General features: G+C 53.9%; 13 protein-coding genes. 5 read left to right on the top strand and 8 right to left on the bottom strand.

Annotated features, from left to right (window positions below):
• Positions 1 to 4 precede the first annotated feature (4 nt).
• The gene (locus D7Z26_RS19900) at positions 5 to 1,852 is read right to left on the bottom strand and encodes an LTA synthase family protein (RefSeq protein ID WP_120978760.1); all 1,848 of its coding nucleotides are present in this window, start codon (positions 1,850 to 1,852) and stop codon (positions 5 to 7) included.
• Between the two features lie 142 nt (positions 1,853 to 1,994).
• Between D7Z26_RS19900 and D7Z26_RS19895 the strand changes: the two genes are divergently transcribed.
• Positions 1,995 to 2,291 carry a hypothetical protein gene (locus D7Z26_RS19895; RefSeq protein WP_120978759.1) on the top strand — a complete coding sequence of 99 codons (297 nt, stop codon included), beginning with the start codon at positions 1,995 to 1,997 and terminating at the stop codon, positions 2,289 to 2,291.
• Here the strand turns inward: D7Z26_RS19895 and lplT are convergent.
• Positions 2,267 to 3,466: a lysophospholipid transporter LplT gene (lplT, locus tag D7Z26_RS19890; RefSeq protein WP_158602381.1), complete on the bottom strand. Its 1,200-nt coding sequence runs from the start codon at positions 3,464 to 3,466 to the stop codon at positions 2,267 to 2,269. The two genes, D7Z26_RS19895 and lplT, sit on opposite strands and share 25 nt — an antisense overlap.
• 391 nt (positions 3,467 to 3,857) lie before the next feature.
• On the opposite strand from lplT, the gene D7Z26_RS19885 reads away from it, so the two are divergent.
• Positions 3,858 to 5,093: an S-layer homology domain-containing protein gene (locus D7Z26_RS19885; protein WP_120978757.1), complete on the top strand. Its 1,236-nt coding sequence runs from the start codon at positions 3,858 to 3,860 to the stop codon at positions 5,091 to 5,093.
• Between the two features lie 136 nt (positions 5,094 to 5,229).
• Here the strand turns inward: D7Z26_RS19885 and D7Z26_RS19880 are convergent, their stop codons facing one another.
• The gene (locus tag D7Z26_RS19880; protein WP_120978756.1) at positions 5,230 to 5,460 is read right to left on the bottom strand and encodes a cold-shock protein; all 231 of its coding nucleotides are present in this window, start codon (positions 5,458 to 5,460) and stop codon (positions 5,230 to 5,232) included.
• 79 nt (positions 5,461 to 5,539) lie between these two features.
• Complete coding sequence (locus D7Z26_RS19875) at positions 5,540 to 5,740, bottom strand: cold-shock protein (RefSeq protein WP_041059099.1); 201 nt, start codon at positions 5,738 to 5,740, stop codon at positions 5,540 to 5,542.
• Positions 5,741 to 6,102: 362 nt separating this feature from the next.
• Here D7Z26_RS19875 and D7Z26_RS19870 point away from each other — a divergent pair, with 362 nt between their 5' ends.
• Positions 6,103 to 8,139: a molybdopterin-containing oxidoreductase family protein gene (locus D7Z26_RS19870; protein ID WP_120978755.1), complete on the top strand. Its 2,037-nt coding sequence runs from the start codon at positions 6,103 to 6,105 to the stop codon at positions 8,137 to 8,139.
• Positions 8,140 to 8,736: 597 nt separating this feature from the next.
• Here D7Z26_RS19870 and D7Z26_RS19865 read toward each other — a convergent pair.
• Together D7Z26_RS19865 and D7Z26_RS19860 are read right to left on the bottom strand one after the other, a co-directional pair.
• Positions 8,737 to 9,729 carry an oxidoreductase gene (locus D7Z26_RS19865; protein WP_120978754.1) on the bottom strand — a complete coding sequence of 331 codons (993 nt, stop codon included), beginning with the start codon at positions 9,727 to 9,729 and terminating at the stop codon, positions 8,737 to 8,739.
• Positions 9,730 to 9,815: 86 nt separating this feature from the next.
• The gene (locus D7Z26_RS19860; RefSeq protein ID WP_120978753.1) at positions 9,816 to 10,883 is read right to left on the bottom strand and encodes an acyl-CoA dehydrogenase family protein; all 1,068 of its coding nucleotides are present in this window, start codon (positions 10,881 to 10,883) and stop codon (positions 9,816 to 9,818) included.
• A 129-nt stretch (positions 10,884 to 11,012) separates the two neighbouring features.
• Here D7Z26_RS19860 and D7Z26_RS19855 point away from each other — a divergent pair, with 129 nt between their 5' ends.
• Together D7Z26_RS19855 and D7Z26_RS19850 are read left to right on the top strand one after the other, a co-directional pair.
• Positions 11,013 to 12,110 (top strand): carbohydrate kinase, encoded by a 1,098-nt coding sequence (locus tag D7Z26_RS19855; protein ID WP_120978752.1) that lies wholly within the window; start codon positions 11,013 to 11,015, stop codon positions 12,108 to 12,110.
• Entirely contained in the window at positions 12,110 to 13,051 is a 942-nt protein-coding gene (locus tag D7Z26_RS19850; protein ID WP_120978751.1) for a pseudouridine-5'-phosphate glycosidase, read from the top strand. Before D7Z26_RS19855 ends, D7Z26_RS19850 begins: the two co-directional genes overlap by 1 nt.
• A 48-nt stretch (positions 13,052 to 13,099) precedes the next feature.
• Here D7Z26_RS19850 and infC read toward each other — a convergent pair whose 3' ends face one another.
• Both infC and D7Z26_RS19840 read right to left on the bottom strand, forming a co-directional pair.
• On the bottom strand, positions 13,100 to 13,588 hold the full coding sequence (gene infC / locus D7Z26_RS19845; RefSeq protein WP_120978750.1) for a translation initiation factor IF-3: 489 nt from the start codon (positions 13,586 to 13,588) through the stop codon (positions 13,100 to 13,102).
• A 772-nt stretch (positions 13,589 to 14,360) separates the two neighbouring features.
• Positions 14,361 to 16,688 (bottom strand): type IA DNA topoisomerase, encoded by a 2,328-nt coding sequence (locus tag D7Z26_RS19840; protein WP_120978851.1) that lies wholly within the window; start codon positions 16,686 to 16,688, stop codon positions 14,361 to 14,363.
• Between the last annotated feature and the right edge of the window lie 53 nt (positions 16,689 to 16,741).

The following is a 16,741-nucleotide window of genomic DNA, read 5'->3' as shown; positions in this document are numbered from 1 at the left end:
CTAATTAGTACTTGGGTAAACCGCTGACATAGCTGTCCGACAATTTCAGAAGCGCCAACGCTCGATTATATTCATCAATCGTCGAATCGGTCTCCGCGGGTTTATTGCCGTCGAACGGATAGTTCGTTCCGTCCTTGAAATCAAGCCCCGGAACGAAAATGCCATTGTCGTTAATGAATGACCCGGAAGGCAAGTAATAACGTTGCGGCAAAAGATTATGGGTAACGTTCAAGATGTCCTGCCCGAAATGAATATGATTTTGCATACTTACGCCCAATAGGTTGGCGATCGTAGGGAATAAATCGACTTGTCCGCCCGTTTGCGTGAATACCTTCGGCTCGTCGATGCCCGGCGCGATAATCATCAAGGGAATGTTCATCATTTCCGGGAACTGATAAGGCCGGTCATACAGCTCTTCCATCAGACTCTTCTCGTGATCGGTGAGCGAGTAAATCGGCAGTCCCATGTGGTCCCCGTAAATAACGATTACGGATTTGTCCCAGAGACCATTTTGCTTCAGCTTATCTATGAACAGTCCCAGCGAGTAATCCGCGTAATTCTGCGCTTGAATGTAGTCTCCGACAAGCGTGTTCTGATATCTTTCCGGAAGCTCGAAACGGATTTTCCGCTCCGGTATATCGAATGGATGATGCGAAGACATCGAGATCACTTGGGAATAGAACGGTTGGCCGGACTGGCTCATCTTCAGCATTTCGTCCGCCGTCTTGTTGTACAGCACCTCGTCCGACGAGCCGAAGAACACGACGTCGTCGTCTCCGAAAAATTTGGCGTCATAGTATTTCTGGAAGCCTAGCGCCGAGTACAGCTCTTTACGATTCCAGAATTGGACATCGTTCGTATGGAACGTAGCCGTCTGGTAACCGTTCTCCTCCAGTAATTTCGGCATGCTCGGGAGCGCTTTTTTGCCGTAATCCTGAGCCGCCGCTCCGTGCTGCGGAATATAGAACGATGTGTTTACGACGAACTCCGCATCGGAGGTGTTGCCTTGACCGACCTGCTGGTAGAAATGCGGAAAGTAGAAATGTTCTTTCGTCAGTCTGTTCATGACCGGCGTAATTTCCTTGCCGTCGATCGTCCGGTTCAGCAGGAAATTCTGCTCGGCTTCGACCTGGATAACAATGACGTTGCGTCCTTTGGCTTTCGCCCAATATAACGGATTATTCGGCTCTTGGTAGCCTTTGAGATCGGCGATCGCTTCCGCCGTGACGTTACTCGGATCTTCGACCTTTTCCGTCGCGCTGGCAATGATCGCATAAACCTCGTAATTCAAGATGCCCATATTTTCCGCTTGCTTCAACTCGTTGATGCTGTCGCGGTGAATCCATACGTTCATGACGCTAACGGCAGCCGATACGACAAACAGCGCCGAGATAAGCACGTTCGATTCGCGAACGGCCAGCGATTTCCCCCACGTGCGGAAGCGACGACTGAATAACAAAAGCAGAAATGCGACGACATCGGTATAAATGAATAGAAAATACGGATGAAGCAAGGAAAAGACGCTTCCTTTGACTTCCGTCACTTGGCCCACCTGTTGCAGCGCATGATACGTGACGATAACTCCGAAGTACTTATAATACATAATGACAGCGAAGAAGACCGATGTCAGAATCAGATTGACGGTCAAGTATACGCCGAACTTCCTGCGCGGCGCCAGCCATTCGATCAAACAGAACAGCACCCATATCGAAGGTATTCCTGTGGCTAACTGCAGCCATATGGACGAATTTTCGAATACGACGTAACGAGCTAAAAATATCTTTAAGACCATCAGGATGGTGAAAAAGATAAACGGCTTCGACAGCCAACTTCCGAGCCTAGAAAACTTCATGCTATTCACCCCCAGAACCTTATCTATTATAACGAATGTAAACTCCATGTTAAAGTGCAACCTGAAGGAAGTTGCCCTAATGGTTGGATTAAGAGCGATGCCTCGCGTATAATGAAACAAAACTTGAAAGGGGTTACCCCCGATGGCGATTTCCTATTCTAGATCGTACGATCACATTCTGGACGATCTGTCCCGTGCCTTATCGACGGTTCCGAGATTTTACGAAGCGTTCGAGATGAACGACGAAGACTGGGCAGGCCTTAGCAATGACGAAAGGGACGTGTGTACCCGTACGCTCGCCGACGACTTGTTCTACGTGCTCGGAACAGAGAACACGACGGAAGTCGGGCAAGGTACGGCCGAATACGACTCCGGCCATTCCATCATTAAGATTAACGCGGACGCTCAGGTCGTTCACGTCATATCCTTGCGGGAATAACTTGCCCTCACCGCTCCGATCTGCGTAGCTAGATAGAGGAAGAACACGGTGAGCACGATACCGATTCCGATAACCGAATGGTTGACGGGAACTTCCATCTGCCGAAGCATCAGATAAAGGAACAATCCGATCACCGTCAGCGAGTTCTCTACGAAGTTCTGGACGGCGATCGTCCGTCCGGAACCGATGGCGGATTTCCCTTCCTCTTGGAGCATCGTGTTCAGCGGGATAAGGAAGATGCCCCCCATAACCCCCGTAATGAACAACAGCGTCACCGTCAACCATAGCTGATCGGTGAAGTTCGCCGCCATCACGGCGCACACCATCGCGATTCCGTAGAAATATCCCCGATATAGCTTGCCTTCTGGCACAAGCTTGGGCGTGAGCCAAGCGCTGCCGACGACGCCTAGCGCGGTAACCCCGATAATCATCGACTGCTGGTCCGTATCCACGATACCCAGATTTAACGGCAGCCATGCGATCAGCGCAATTCGCAGCACGGATGCGGTGAGCCAGAACGCCCCTGTCCCGAGCAACGAAAATCGGCTTCTGCGGTTACCGAACAGCTTGGCCACGTCGCGGAAAAACTGCCCCGCCGCGCGTCCGTAACGAATATTCGGATTCCCTTGCCGTACGGGAACGACGAAGGTCATGCCTAGCGATAATAAATAGATGATCAAGCAAACGAGAATAGCCGGAAGGTCGGAATGCGCGGCCAGGAATCCCCCAGCCACCGTACCCAATAAAATCGCTAGAATCGTAGACCCTTCCACTTGGGCGTTCGCCCGTAACAGTTCCCTCTCGTTACCCGTTAATTCCGATAGAATTCCATACTTGCCCGGGGAATACACGACGGCCCCGACTCCGACGAAAAAATAACAGATCGCTGGAGGCACGCCTAAGAGCAACAGGAAAATCCCCATCGCCTTCAGCATATTCCCGCTCAACAAGACGTGCATTTTTGCCTTCTTGTCCGCGAAGGCGCCGACGATCGGAGCCAACACGACATACGCGATCAAGAACGCCATTTGAATGTATGTAACCGTCCCGTCCGGATCTGACGCGCCTTGTCTTTTGACCATCCCGACGATGAGGAAAAAATTAAGATTATCCGCGAACGCGCTTAAAAATTGCGTCCACACTACCGCGCTCAGCGGCGACAGTTTGTTTCTCAATCCCTGCAACTTTCCCACCCTTTCTCTCAGCTTAATTATTATACTCTTTCGAATAAGGTTCGTCCTTACCTAATGTAACTTTTTACATAACCTTTAAGCACGAAATTGACAGAAATATGACCATACGCCCTTTCACCTCCTTACTTTGAAAGGAATGGACGTGAATTGAAAATGCGAATCGAAGCCTATACGTATAGCTTCACGAACCCTCAAATCCCCTTAAAGTTCGCGTCCGGCGTGGTTCGCATGCCCCAGGACCCACTAGGAATCACGCCTTAAGTCCGTCGGCGCGTCCCGACTGTTTAGTCATCCCGGCGGTTTCCAACATTATCCCGATTGTGATTAGCTATTAAAGCCGACTATTCGGCAAATCCTATTCGGGAGGCCCCTCATGCGTCGCTGGACCCTATTCGTCATTCTCGTCGCGTTCTTGTGCAACTCCGGCACCATCTACGCGCAACAACAAAAAACATCGCCATTCTCGGACATCAAAGGCCATTGGGCCGAAAAAACCATCGTGGAGATGGTGAACAAAGGCATTCTCGACGGATACCCGAACGGGACTTTCCAACCCGATCAACCCGTAAAAGTCGACCAATTCATTAAGATGCTCATTCTGAGCTATACGGATCTTCATCAGAACGGGGAAAGAAGCTGGAACTCCGCCTTCCTTCAATCCTTAAGCGTGGATAACCAGACCATACTTAAACAGGACTACCGATATTACACGTTCAAGCCTTCGACCGTCGGCTATTGGGCCAAACCCTTTATCGACGTCGCAAGCGATCTGCATTTCCTGAACAAGAGCCGCTATAGCGACTTCTCGGGCGACATGACGCGGGAGAACGTCGCGGAAGTCATCTATTACACGCTTCAGGAAACCGAGTTTCTGGAAGATAGCCAGTTTAGCCAACAATTGGCCAAAGCATACGGCGATCTAATGAGCGCAACCGATCGCGAGCAGAAGTTCATTGCCGAAACATTGGCCAAGGGAATCATGCAAGGTTATCCGAATGGCTTCTTCGGCGTCGGGGACAAGGTCACCCGCGCGCAAGCTCTCGTGCTCTTGAACCGTCTGACCGATAAGACGAAACGGATTCCGGTTAAGATTTCCTCTTCCGATAAGCTGCAGCTTTCCGTGCCGACGCAAGGCGGAGGAACCAAGGTCATCGTATTCCCCGATCAACGGATGCGAGACGCCTACGACGTCCTGAAGCAAGCCGGGCAGCTCCGCGGCTCCAATCACGAGCTCGCGGATACGACGCTTCGCTTGTTCAAGGACCAGAAGGAAAAGGACAACGTCCTCGCTCTTTCTACCGGATCGGTCAAGCCGCAAGAAGAGGTCGCTCTCTGGTTGGACCCTCAATACAATACTTACGGCATCACGATTCGATTGCGCGACGGCGCGTTGGCCCGCAACCAGGAAGCCGTCGATACGTTCGCGAACTTCTTGTTCGGCTATAACGCCGCCACCTTCAATAAATGGTTCACCGAAGTGTGCGTCAACGTCGGCGCCGGAACGAAGGTTGCCTCCAAACAAGTTCAGATCGGAGACGACGCGGTAGAGATTATCGTCGACTCGGCCTCTAAAACCGTTATTTTCTCGGTCGCGAAGAAAAAAGCATAGGCCTCGAAACAAACACAAAAAAAGCCCCGGCTTGGTCGCGTAGACAGGCCGGAGGCTTTTTTGCATCATTAAGAAGGTCATCCGAAAAGAAAAAAGACACCTCTCGCGGTGTCTTCTTGCATGATCTTGGTTTGGGTTATCCGATTGAAACGCCTTTTCGGGCGGATTTCTGCTCCCTGCTGGTGTTGACTAGCTGAGGAAGCATCCTCGTTCCGCTTTCCATCGGCGTGTGGCAGATCCCGCAAGTCGGCGTCGTCTCGAATGCGAAGTTATCCCGCATCCAGCCGTTACAACCCTCGCTCGTACAGGACCAGATCGCCGTCATTTCTTCAGGAATTTCTTCAACTGCCTTTTTCCTTGAGTACATGGACGAACCCCCTTTTGCCATTTAGCATAACCAAAAAAAATGCCCTTAACTAACCGTTAAGGGCATTTTTGTACTGGATTTACAGTTTAACAACGTTCTCCGCTTGTGGTCCGCGGTTGCCTTGTACCACGTTGAATTGAACGCGTTGTCCTTCGTCCAAAGTTTTGAAGCCTTCACCCGTGATCGCGCTGAAATGCACGAATACGTCGTTGCCGCCTTCAACCTCGATGAAACCGAAGCCTTTGTCTGCATTGAACCATTTCACTGTACCTGTTTGCATGTAATTCACCTCCAACTTCTATTGCCTCATGAACTTTTTTATTCATACGAATAAAAAATCCACAAAATGAAAAGGGTTACGTTCTACAAAATAATAACCCTTTCCATTTTGTGAATCCAGGTCACGATTTCGATAGTTTTCACTATAACAGGTTCCCTAATAAAAAGCAAATCGAATCTCCTTTTCTTAACGATTAAGTCTTCATGCGCACAACTCCCTTTTCCGTAAAGCAAACCCAGCAGCGCATTAAATATGGAAAGACGCTACTGGGAATAGGATAACCATGGGATCGGAATTTATTCTTGCGGAAATTTTTGCGGTATACTGGCTGTAGAGATAGAGACGGGAGCGTGAAGAGAAGCATGTCGGCAACTCAACCTAAGATCGTCCGGTCGGTCTGTCCCTTCGACTGCCCCGACACTTGCAGCTTACACGTAAAAATGGAGCAAGGAGTCATCGTGTCCATCGACGGGAATCCGGACCATCCGGTAACCAAAGGCGCGATCTGCAACAAAGTTCGCAATCTGAACGAACGGGTTTACCATCCCGATAGGCTGCTGCATCCGATGAGAAGAGTCGGCCCGAAGGGCACGCAGGAATTCGAGCGGATCAGTTGGGAAGAAGCTTATAGCGAGATCGCCAAACGGCTAACCGATACGATCGAGAGCAAAGGCGCGGAAGCGATTCTTCCTTATAGTTTCTACGGCAACATGGGGATTCTGAACGCCGAAGGCATGGACCGGCGTTTTTTCCATCGACTTGGCTCCAGCCAGCTCGAGCGGACCATCTGCAACGCCGCCGGTTCCGCCGGCTACAAATATACGATGGGCGCCTCCGCCGGGATCGATCCCGAGGATACGGTCCATTCGAAATACGTTCTGGTCTGGGGCTGCAATCTCGTCTCGACGAACATGCATCAGGTCATCTACTTAAACGAAGCCCGCAAGCGCGGCGCGAAGATCGTCCATATCGACGTTCACCGCAACCGTACTTCCGTATGGGCCGACGAATTCATTCCGATCCTGCCGGGAACGGATACGGCGCTCGCGCTCGGAATGATGCACGTGCTTATCAAGGAAGGCATGACGGACTTGGCTTTTCTCGAGAAATACGCCAAAGGTTACGAAGAGCTCGTCGCCCAAGCGGAAAATTATCCGCCGGAGCGCGTATCGCAGATTACGGGTATTCCGGCGGAGGCGATCGTCAAGCTCGCTCGGGAATACGGTAGCGCATCGCCTTCGTATATCCGTATCGGCAACGGCTTGCAGCACCATGATAACGGCGGCATGGCCGTGCGGGCGATCGTCTGTTTGCCGGCGCTGACCGGCCAATGGGGCATTCTCGGCGGCGGAGCTCTTAAGGGAAACGGCTACTACTCGGCGGTAAACAGCTATAAGCTGGAGCGTCCGGATCTCATGCCGGATAAGAACGTCCGCTCGATCAACATGAACAGGCTGGGCGAAGCGTTAATGAAGGCCGAACCTTCCGTCGATTTCTTGTTCGTCTACAACAGCAATCCCGCGGTCGTCGCCCCGGATCAGAACCAAGTACGCAAGGGCTTGATGCGGGACGATCTTTTCACCGTCGTTCACGATTTATTCCTTACGGACACTTGCAAGTACGCGGATATCGTTCTCCCGGCGACGAGCCATTTCGAGAATCGGGATTTGTTCTCATCCTACTGGCACTTATATCTTCAATTGCACGAACCGATCATCGAGCCGATGGGCGAGTGCAAGTCCAACTTCACGCTGTTTAAGGAGCTCGGATTGCGCATGGGCTTCGAGCCCGAAGTGTTCGATATTACGGAAGAGGATATGATCAGGCAAGCATTGGATCGGAGCACGCCTTTCTTGAACGGATTGACGTACGAGGATCTGGAACGGGACGGCTGGGCGAAAATGAAGCTCGATAAACCTTCTATGTTCCCCGACCGTATCCCGACGCCTTCCGGCAAAATCGAGCTTTACTCGGAGGCGATGCTGCGCGCGGGGCTTCCTCCCGTTCCGGAGTACACTCCGATAAAAGAGCCGGACGAACTCCCGTTCTTGCTCGTAACCGGACCGAACCACAGCTTCATCAATTCCACGTTCGGCAACCAGGAGCGATTGAAAAAGCTGGAAAAGCAACCGACCGCCGACATGAACGCCGAAGACGCCGCCGCCCGAGGGCTGCAGCAAGGTGACCGTGTCCGCATCTGGAACGAGCGCGGTGAATGCTTCATAGCGGTCAAGGTCGCGAACAACGTGCTGCCGGGCGTCCTCGTCACCCAAGGATTATGGTGGGAGCAGGGCAACGAAGGCATGCAAGCCGTTAACTCGCTCACTTCTCAACGGTTATCCGATATGGGTGGCGGAGCGACGTTCTTCTCGACCCGGGTCGATATCGAGAAAGCCTAAGAAAAGGACGCCTGCAGAGCGGATCGTACGCGATCCGCTCCATGCAGGCGTTCTTTTTTGATGGTACGGGCAGGCCAGCAGTGTGTCGGGCGGCCTCGCATTTCGGTTTCTCCGGACTACACACTCGCATTCAAACCAGCCAAGCACTGTAGTTCGGTTTCGCCGAACTAAACACTCCCATTCACTCGATCCGAGCACTGTAGTTCGGTTTCGCCTGATTGCACAATCGCTTTCAACCGAGCCGAGCCCTGTAGTTCGGTTTCGCCGAACTACACACTCGCTGCCACCCGATCCAAACGCTGTAGTTCGGTTTCGCCGGACTGCACACTCGCTTTCAACCGAGCCGAGCCCTGTAATTCGGTTGCGCCGGACTGCACACTCGCTTTCAACCGAGCCGAGACCTGTAATTCGGTTTCGCCGAACTACACACTCCCATTCACTCGACCCGAGCTCTGTAGTTCGGTTTCGCCGGACTACACACTCCCCTTCACTCGATCTGAGCCCTGTAGTTCGGTTTCGCCGGACTGCACACTCGCTGCCACCCGATCCAAACGCTGTAGTTCGGTTTCGCCGGACTAAGAATGCGATCCTCTTGGCCTACTCCCGAATCTTCACGACGACCCGGCCACGCGATTGTCCGGCCAGTAGCGCCGAAAGCGCGGACGGCACTTCGTCCAACCCGATCTCCGAGCTAAGCGTGCTTAACGCCTCGGGCTTGTATTCCGAAGCGAGCAGTTCCCACACCCGCCGCCGCTCTGCCATCGGAGCGAAGACGGAATCGATACCAATTAGTCGCACGCCCCGCAGAATAAACGGGAATACCGTCGTCGCCAGTTCCGTGCCGCCGGTGAGGCCGCTTGCCGCCACCGCCCCTCCGTAGTGCAGGGTGCTCAGTACGGTTGCCAGCGTCTTTCCGCCTACGCAATCGACCGCGCCCGACCATAGTTGCCGATCCAACGATCGCGACACCTGCGGAACTAGTTCTTCGCGGTCGATCACGCGGTTAGCTCCTAATCCGATCAGTTCGTCAGCGGCATCCATTTTCCCCGTACTGGCTACGACTTCGTACCCTAGCTTGGCTAGAATAGCGACCGATACGCTTCCGACGCCACCCGTGGCTCCCGTGACGAGAACCGGCCCCCGCTCCGGAACGATACCGTTCTCGCGCAAAGCCAGCACGGACATGCCCGCCGTAAATCCCGCCGTCCCATAGATCATCGCTTCCTTCAGCGTCAGCCCTTTCGGGAGCATGACCGCCCACTCGGACGGCACTCTTGCATACTCGCTATAACCGCCGAAATGGCTAACGCCAAGCCCATAGCTAGTCACGATCACCTCGTCGCCTTCGGCATATGCCGCATCCTCAGTTGAGACGACGACGCCCGCCAAGTCGATTCCTGGAACTAACGGATTAATTTTCGCTACGTTGCCCTTGGGGCTGCACGCTAACGCATCTTTATAATTCACGCTGGAATACGAGACGCGAATAAGCAGCTCGCCCGGAGGCAATTCCTCGTAACGAAACTCGCGAATTCCGCTCTTGGCGATGTCGCCTTCTCGCTCGACTACGAATGCTTTGAACGAATCCATCTAGGGTATCCCTCCATAACATTAAGATTTCGCCAACCCATAAGTATTCCTCAATAAATACTCCTCATTACATCGGATTCCCTGTATTATACCGGAGCCAGTACCGAGTGTTGAGATGCCGTGAGCAAATCTCTCCAAATTCGGTTCAGCGGGTGATCCTCCATCAACACGGTCATGCCGAGCAATGGCACTAACATATGCGTATATGCTAATACACTTCTAGCCACACCCTGACAAACGTCCGACACTTCGCGCTGATGATCCTCACTCATATCGCCGTCGTTTTCCACGAATGCCACCCACGTCCGTTCCATCGTTCCATGAAACTGTTCCTTTGTCCGTTCAAACGCGATAGCTTGATCTTCGACGGTTCGCAACAGAGTCGCGAATCTTTCCGGACGGCCGATCGACCAATCTGCCCGACGCGACTCCGCGAATGCCCGGACTTCCTCCAAGAAATGCCCGCAGATGCCAAGACAGACCGCCGCAAAGGAAGTTTGAGCGAACGGCATAAACGGATATTTAAAAATCGGATCATCGTAGTGCGGATCGCTCATAATATCGAATGTGCGCTCCGCAGGAACGAAGACATTACAAACTTCGATCGAATGGCTTTCCGTCGCTTTCAGTCCGAACGCATTCCAATCGCGTATGATGTTTACCTGCTCGGGAAGAAAAGCGAACGATCGGATTACGGCTTCTGCGCCAAGAGTGCCTTCGATACGGCAATTCGCGGTGAACACGCTCGCATAGGGTGCCCCGCTGCAATATTTCCATTGCCCGGTTACGAGGTATCCGCCTTCCGTCGGCTTGGCGACGCCGTTCGGGTGCCCGCTTCCGGCTACGAGCGCTTTCTCAGGCGCGAATATCAGCTTGGACTGCTCCAGAGGGAGGGTTGCCGAGAAAAATCCCCCGCCGGAGCCGATCGTCGCGAGCCAGCCGAAGCTGCCATCGATTCGGGAAGCTTCCTCGAATACCTTAACGGCTTCGGGCAGAGGCAGCATCGCCCCGCCGAGCTCCCTCGGAACGAACAACTTGAATAATTTCGCTTCGTACATATAAGCGATAATCGAAGGGGCTATGGCGTCGCCCTGCCCTCTCTCGTTCGCGTCAGCTTGAATTCGCCGTGCCATGTTGTCCGGAATATAAGGCATATCTCTTTTTCCTCCCAGAGGTTAATAAACAAAAGTTTGGTATGTAGACATTTGTCCAAAAGTGGAGTAAGCTATGTTTAGCGTTACAGCAATACAGATGAACATGAACTACAAAGGAGCGGGCCTGAAATGGATCGCGAACAGCAAATTTTAGACCTCATCCGCCATAATCCCTTCATCTCGCAGAACGAGATCGCCAGCAGCGTCGGGATCTCCAGATCCGCGGTGGCCGGCTATATCGCCTCGCTGACGAAGAGAGGCATCCTGCGCGGACGGGCATACGTCATGGCGACCGCGAATTCCGTTCTGTGCATCGGCGGCGCCAACCTGGACAGCAAAGCGACGAGCAAGCGTCCCATTCGCTCAGGCTCTTCCAATCCCGCGAACGTGCAGGAATCGTGCGGAGGCGTCGCCCGCAACATCGCGGAAAATCTCGGCCGATTAGCTTGTACCGTCTCGCTACTAACCGTTGTCGGAGATGACCAAGCTGGGCAATGGGTACTGAAGGAGACGGCGAAGCTGGGAGTCGATACCGCGCTTAGCCAAGTGCTCCCTCAAGAGAAAACGGGAACTTACACCGCTTTTCTCGACCAAACCGGCGAGATGTACGTTGCCTTCGCCGATATGGACATCTACGACAAGTTCGATTCCAAGCTGCTGCAGGAGAAGTGGCCGCACATCGCCGCTTCCAGGCTCGTCATCGCGGACGCCAACTTGTCCGCTGACGGTTTGGGCGAGCTGGTAAAGCAATGCGAGGCAAGCTCGCTTCCGCTCTTCGTCGACCCCGTGTCCTCGGAGAAAGCCAAGAAGCTTCCGAGTAATCTCGCGGGAGTAACCGCGATATTCCCGAATCTAGAGGAAGCGATCGAATTAGCCGGAGCGGACCCCGCTTCGTTCAAAGATCCCGATTTCGCCGCCCTAGCCCAAGCCATACGCGAACGGGGCGTCCAGCACGTCTTCATCACCGCCGGCGAACGAGGCGTGTTCTATTCGGGCGATGAAGGCTCGGCCCTCATTCCGCCGATCCCGACGGAAGTCGTCGAAGTAACCGGCGCGGGAGATGCTTTCGTTGCCGGCGTCGCTTACGGAATTCTGCAAGACCTGCCCTACATGGAAGCCTGCCGATTCGGCATTGCGGCCTCTCACTTGACCCTGCAAACCGCCGAATCCGTATCCGCCGATCTTAACGAGCCTACGCTCCAACAAACAGCCAAGGAGAGATTCTAATGAACCCGACAAACGTAAATAAACAATACCTGACTTTCACCGATGAGGTTCGCGAAGCGATCGAGCAAGGCAAACCGATCGTCGCCCTCGAGACGACGATCATCTCCCACGGCATGCCGTATCCGCAAAATATCGAAATGGCCCGCAAAGTCGAGCAAATCATCCGCGAGAACGGAGCCGTTCCCGCAACGATCGGTATCATGGACGGCAAGATCAAGATCGGCTTGAACGAGCAAGAGCTCGAAGCGTTCGCGACGACCAAACAAGTCGAGAAAGTCAGCCGTCGCGACTTCCCTTATATCCTCTCCTCCGGCAAGATCGGCGCGACGACCGTTGCCGCAACGATGATCGGCGCAGCGCTCGCCGGAATCGAAGTATTCGCGACCGGCGGAATCGGTGGCGTGCATCGCGAAGGCGAAACGACGATGGATATCTCGGCCGATTTGACCGAGTTGGCACAAACGAACGTCGCCGTCGTCTGCGCGGGAGCCAAATCGATTCTCGATATCGGCCGCACGCTTGAATTCCTTGAAACGAACGGCGTTCCCGTCGTCGGCTACAAAACGGATGAATTCCCTTCCTTCTATGCAAGAGAGAGCGGCTATGGCGTCGACTTCCGACTTGACGAGCCTGCCCAAGTAGCGGACGTTCTCCTCAAGAAATGGGAGCTCGGCCTGAACGGCGGAGCGGTAATCGCCAATCCGGTTCCTGCGGAATCGGCGCTCGAGCAAGAGAACATCGAAGGCGTTATTCAACAAGCGCTGAACGAAGCCAAAGAGCAAAACGTCACGGGCAAAAAAGTAACTCCGTTCCTGCTCGCCCGCGTGAAAGAATTGACCGGCGGACGCAGTCTCGATACGAACATCGCACTTGTGTACCACAACGCGAAAGTCGCAGCTCAGATCGCCGTAGCGCTTAAAGCACCTGCGCAACAAGCATAAAGATCTCTGCCTCATATTGTTGCCGACAAGCGGCCGCCAGGCATCCGTCTATGACGGATTGACCCGGACGGCCGCTTGTTTGCCGCTGACTTGTATTCCGGTTTCCTTCTTACCGCTGCCCGCTAGGTCCTTAAGCAGCCGTTCCAGCAATTCTTTCGCTTTGGGGCCTTCTTTGCCTGTAATCTTCACGACCAGCTGAACGGCGTTGCCCGATTGCAGCAGCTTTTCGGCTTGGCGTTGCTTCGTTTCGTAATCGTGCTCCTCGATGCTCGCCGTCAGCCGGATTTCTTTGACCTTAAGAGGCTGATCTTTTTTCCTCGCATCAATCTTCTCTTTCGTAGCCTCTTGCTTAGCCGTTCCCGCCCCGACCAGCTTGCATGGCGGAGGACTGCTGAATAACGAGGTGCACACGAGATCTACCTTCAGCTTACGTGCGAGCGCGAGCGCTTCGTCCCTCGACACGACTCCTAAATCCTCGCCGTTCATTCCCGTAAGTTGTACCTCTGATGCTTTTATTTTCTCGTTCATGATGATCATCGTAGTTGCCTCCTTATTATGGTACGAGTATCCGATGACATAATAATAAGTCCGTGCGGCATTCCCGGCAAATCGTTTTGCCTCTATCGCTACCGCGATCCGATGGGTTCGACGAATGCTTTGCACGGGAAGCGGGACTGCATAACGGTGAAGAGCTATCCATTTCCGTTCCCGATGCTTGCCATGTCTCAACGCTTCCTCTCGAATCGCAGATTCGTCGAACGCAAAATGAGTCCTGAATAATAGAAAAGCCTACCCTTCGAGAGGGCAGGCTAGCGCATGGCATCCACGGATGCTCGACAAAAAGTGTCTCTACGCTGGCATTACCCAGATCAGATCGACGGTCAGCGGCATAGGGCCGCAATCTCAGCCTGACTTCATCAAGCACCCGTTTATTTTGCGATTCAACTTCCTATAACTTATACCAATGATATCCATTTTGCAAAATGATAAATACTCCGCTGCTTGGCCATTCAGCACGCTGCGAGCGTACTGCACGCTGCGAGTCCGCCGAAATAAGATTCTGCCAGAACACTAATTACCTCGCATCCGCTCAGTTCTCCGAAATAAGATTCTGCCAGACAACTAACTACCTCGCATCCGCCCATTTCGCCCATATAAGGTTCTGCCAGAACTCTAATTACCTCGTATCCGCTCATTTCGCCGTCATAAGGTTCTGCCAGAACACTAAATAATCCGCGTCCGCCTATTCCGCCGAACCGTGCATGTAAGACGCTGGGAGCGACTTATTTATCTTGTCCCATCTAAGCTGCTACCCTCGTTCCAACGCGAGCTCCCCGGTCATGTCGTTGTTCAGTACGATGCGCGCCTCGTAAGGCTCTTCGCCGTCTTTGCCGCCGAACTTGAGCTTGCCGGTTTTGCCCTTCTCGATCAGCGCCTTTACCATGGCGTCGGAGAGCGTGCGTCCCAAGCTTTCTTTCCAGATAACGAACTTGCAGCCCGTCTTATAGTGGCTACATCCGTAGCCTTTGCGACCCATGAAGATCTGGCCGCCGCAGCCGGGGCTCGGGCAGACGCCCAGCGTGCTCGGTTCTCCGGCAGGCTGCGAAGCCGACGCGCTTGCGGAGGACTTAACCGCCGCGGAAGCTTTCTTCTTCGCAGGAGCCTTAGCGGTTGCCGTTGCCGACCCGCCATCTCCGGCACCCCCGCCACCGCCCGCCGCCTTCTTCTTACCCCCGCGAGATTCCTTCGCCGGAGGCTCCGGCCGCGCGAACGCGTTCTTGGCCGCAGGCCGTTGAACGTTCACCTTATCGATAATTTGCCACGTGAACTTCTTCACGTTGCCCATGAACGTGTCCGCGGAAGCTTGTCCGCGCGAAATCTCGGTCAGCCTCCGCTCCCACTGGCCGGTCATCTCCGGCGAGGTCAGCAGCGCGATGCCCGCGCCGCGAATCAACTCGATCGCCATCCGCCCCTTGGGCGTGATAACGATCCTCTTGCCTTGCATGTCGACATATCCGACCTGCTTCAACCTCTCGATCGTCGCCGCGCGGGTCGCCGGCGTGCCAAGACCCGAGTCCTTCATCGCGTCGCGAAGCTCCTCGTCCTCGATCTGCTTGCCGGCGCTTTCCATCGCCTTCAGCAGCGTCCCCTCCGTAAAATGCTTCGGAGGCTGCGTTTCCTTCTCCTTCACCTCGACGTCCGAGCAAACGACCGGCTGCGTCGCATCGACCTCGAACGGAGCGTCCGTTTCCAGCTCCTCGTCCTCCGCCGTGCTTCCGCCGTCTTCCTTATCCTTGCCGCCATCCTTGGCGGAAGTCGACTTCGTCGGTGCGTCGGCAGAGTAAATCACCTTCCAACCGAGCGACAAGAGCTGCTTCACCGTCGTCTTGAACGACTCCTTCTCCACCTCGGTCATGACCGTATGTACCTTGTACTCCGCGGCCGGGTAGAAGTGGGAAAGGAACCTTTTGACGATCAGATCGTACAGCTTTCGCTCGTCCGGACTTAAGCCCTGCGGCTTCTTCATCGTCGGCATGATCGCGTGGTGATCCTCGACCTTCGCCGGATTGCAGACGTTCTTGTTGTTGACGGAAACGAGCCGCTTGTTGGCATCCTTCACGTAGTCCCCGTATTCCGCGGAACTCCGCATGTTGTCGAGAATCTTGTGCATCTCCGGAATGTTCTGCTCGTTCACGTAGTTCGAGTTCGTACGCGGATAGGAGATGACTTTGTGCTTCTCGTAGAGAGCTTGCGCGACGTCGAGCGTCTTCTTGGCGGAAAAGCTGAACTTCCCGTTCGCCTCCCGCTGCAGCAACGTCAAATCGTACAGCTTAAAAGGATACTCCTTCGTATCCTTCACCTCGTAGCTCTCGATCGTTCCCGTCTTGCCTTTTACCTTGACGGCGATGGCTTCGGCCTTCTGCGGATCCGTCAACCGATCGCCTTGCCAGATGCCCCGGTAGTTCGTCGCTCCTTGATTAAATAGTCCCGTAATATCGTAGAACTTCAAGGAATCGAACGCTTCAATCTGCTTCTGCCTGTCATAGATCAGCGCAAGCACCGGCGTCTGAACGCGTCCGACGGACAGCAGCTCGTTGTGCTTCGTCGTGAACGCGCGCGAACCGTTCATCCCGATTAGCCAGTCGGCTTCGCTGCGAGCGCGAGCCGCTTGCGTCAAGTTGTCGTATTCGGTGTTGTCCTTCAACTGGTCGAAGCCTTTGCGAATCGTCTCCGCCGTAAGGTCGGAGATCCATAGCCGCTTGACAGGTTGCTTGAGCGACAGATGCCTGACGATCAGGGAGAAAATATGCTGACCCTCGCGCCCGGCATCGCACGCGTTCACGAGCATGCCGCTCCGCGCCGCCAAATCCTCGATCACCTGAAGTTGATCCTTCGTTCTCGGGTTCGGAAGCAGCTTAAAATCGTCCGGGATAATCGGCAAATCCCCGAACCGCCACTTCTTGTATTTGTCGTCGTACAGGTCGGGCTCCGCCAAACCGATCAAGTGCCCGATCGCCCACGTGATGATATAGTTTTCTCCTTCAAGATAGGAGCGTTTATTCTGAGCTTTGGGCTCGATGACGGCGGCAATGTTGCGGCCCATATCCGGTTTTTCCGCGATAACCAACGTCTTCAACGGCTCTCTTTCCTCTCCGTACAACATAGAAAACATAAACCCCCGGCTGACAG

Origin of the sequence: Cohnella endophytica (assembly GCF_003628305.1) — a bacterium.
Lineage (GTDB): Bacteria > Bacillota > Bacilli > Paenibacillales > Paenibacillaceae > Cohnella > Cohnella endophytica.
Note: the sequence above shows the minus strand (reverse complement) of the source record. Positions and strands in the feature narration are given on the sequence as shown.

Excerpts from the sequence above, each read along its gene's own strand:
- D7Z26_RS19865 (WP_120978754.1), bottom strand. The coding sequence starts at position 9,729 with ATGGATTCGTTCAAAGCATTCGTAGTCGAGCGAGAAGGCGACATCGCC.
- D7Z26_RS19895 (WP_120978759.1), top strand. The coding sequence starts at position 1,995 with ATGGCGATTTCCTATTCTAGATCGTACGATCACATTCTGGACGATCTG.
- D7Z26_RS19880 (WP_120978756.1), bottom strand. The coding sequence starts at position 5,460 with ATGTACTCAAGGAAAAAGGCAGTTGAAGAAATTCCTGAAGAAATGACG.
- D7Z26_RS19855 (WP_120978752.1), top strand. The coding sequence starts at position 11,013 with ATGGATCGCGAACAGCAAATTTTAGACCTCATCCGCCATAATCCCTTC.
- D7Z26_RS19875 (WP_041059099.1), bottom strand. The coding sequence starts at position 5,740 with ATGCAAACAGGTACAGTGAAATGGTTCAATGCAGACAAAGGCTTCGGT.
- D7Z26_RS19850 (WP_120978751.1), top strand. The coding sequence starts at position 12,110 with ATGAACCCGACAAACGTAAATAAACAATACCTGACTTTCACCGATGAG.
- D7Z26_RS19860 (WP_120978753.1), bottom strand. The coding sequence starts at position 10,883 with ATGCCTTATATTCCGGACAACATGGCACGGCGAATTCAAGCTGACGCG.
- D7Z26_RS19900 (WP_120978760.1), bottom strand. The coding sequence starts at position 1,852 with ATGAAGTTTTCTAGGCTCGGAAGTTGGCTGTCGAAGCCGTTTATCTTT.
- D7Z26_RS19870 (WP_120978755.1), top strand. The coding sequence starts at position 6,103 with ATGTCGGCAACTCAACCTAAGATCGTCCGGTCGGTCTGTCCCTTCGAC.
- infC (WP_120978750.1), bottom strand. The coding sequence starts at position 13,588 with ATGATCATCATGAACGAGAAAATAAAAGCATCAGAGGTACAACTTACG.
- D7Z26_RS19885 (WP_120978757.1), top strand. The coding sequence starts at position 3,858 with ATGCGTCGCTGGACCCTATTCGTCATTCTCGTCGCGTTCTTGTGCAAC.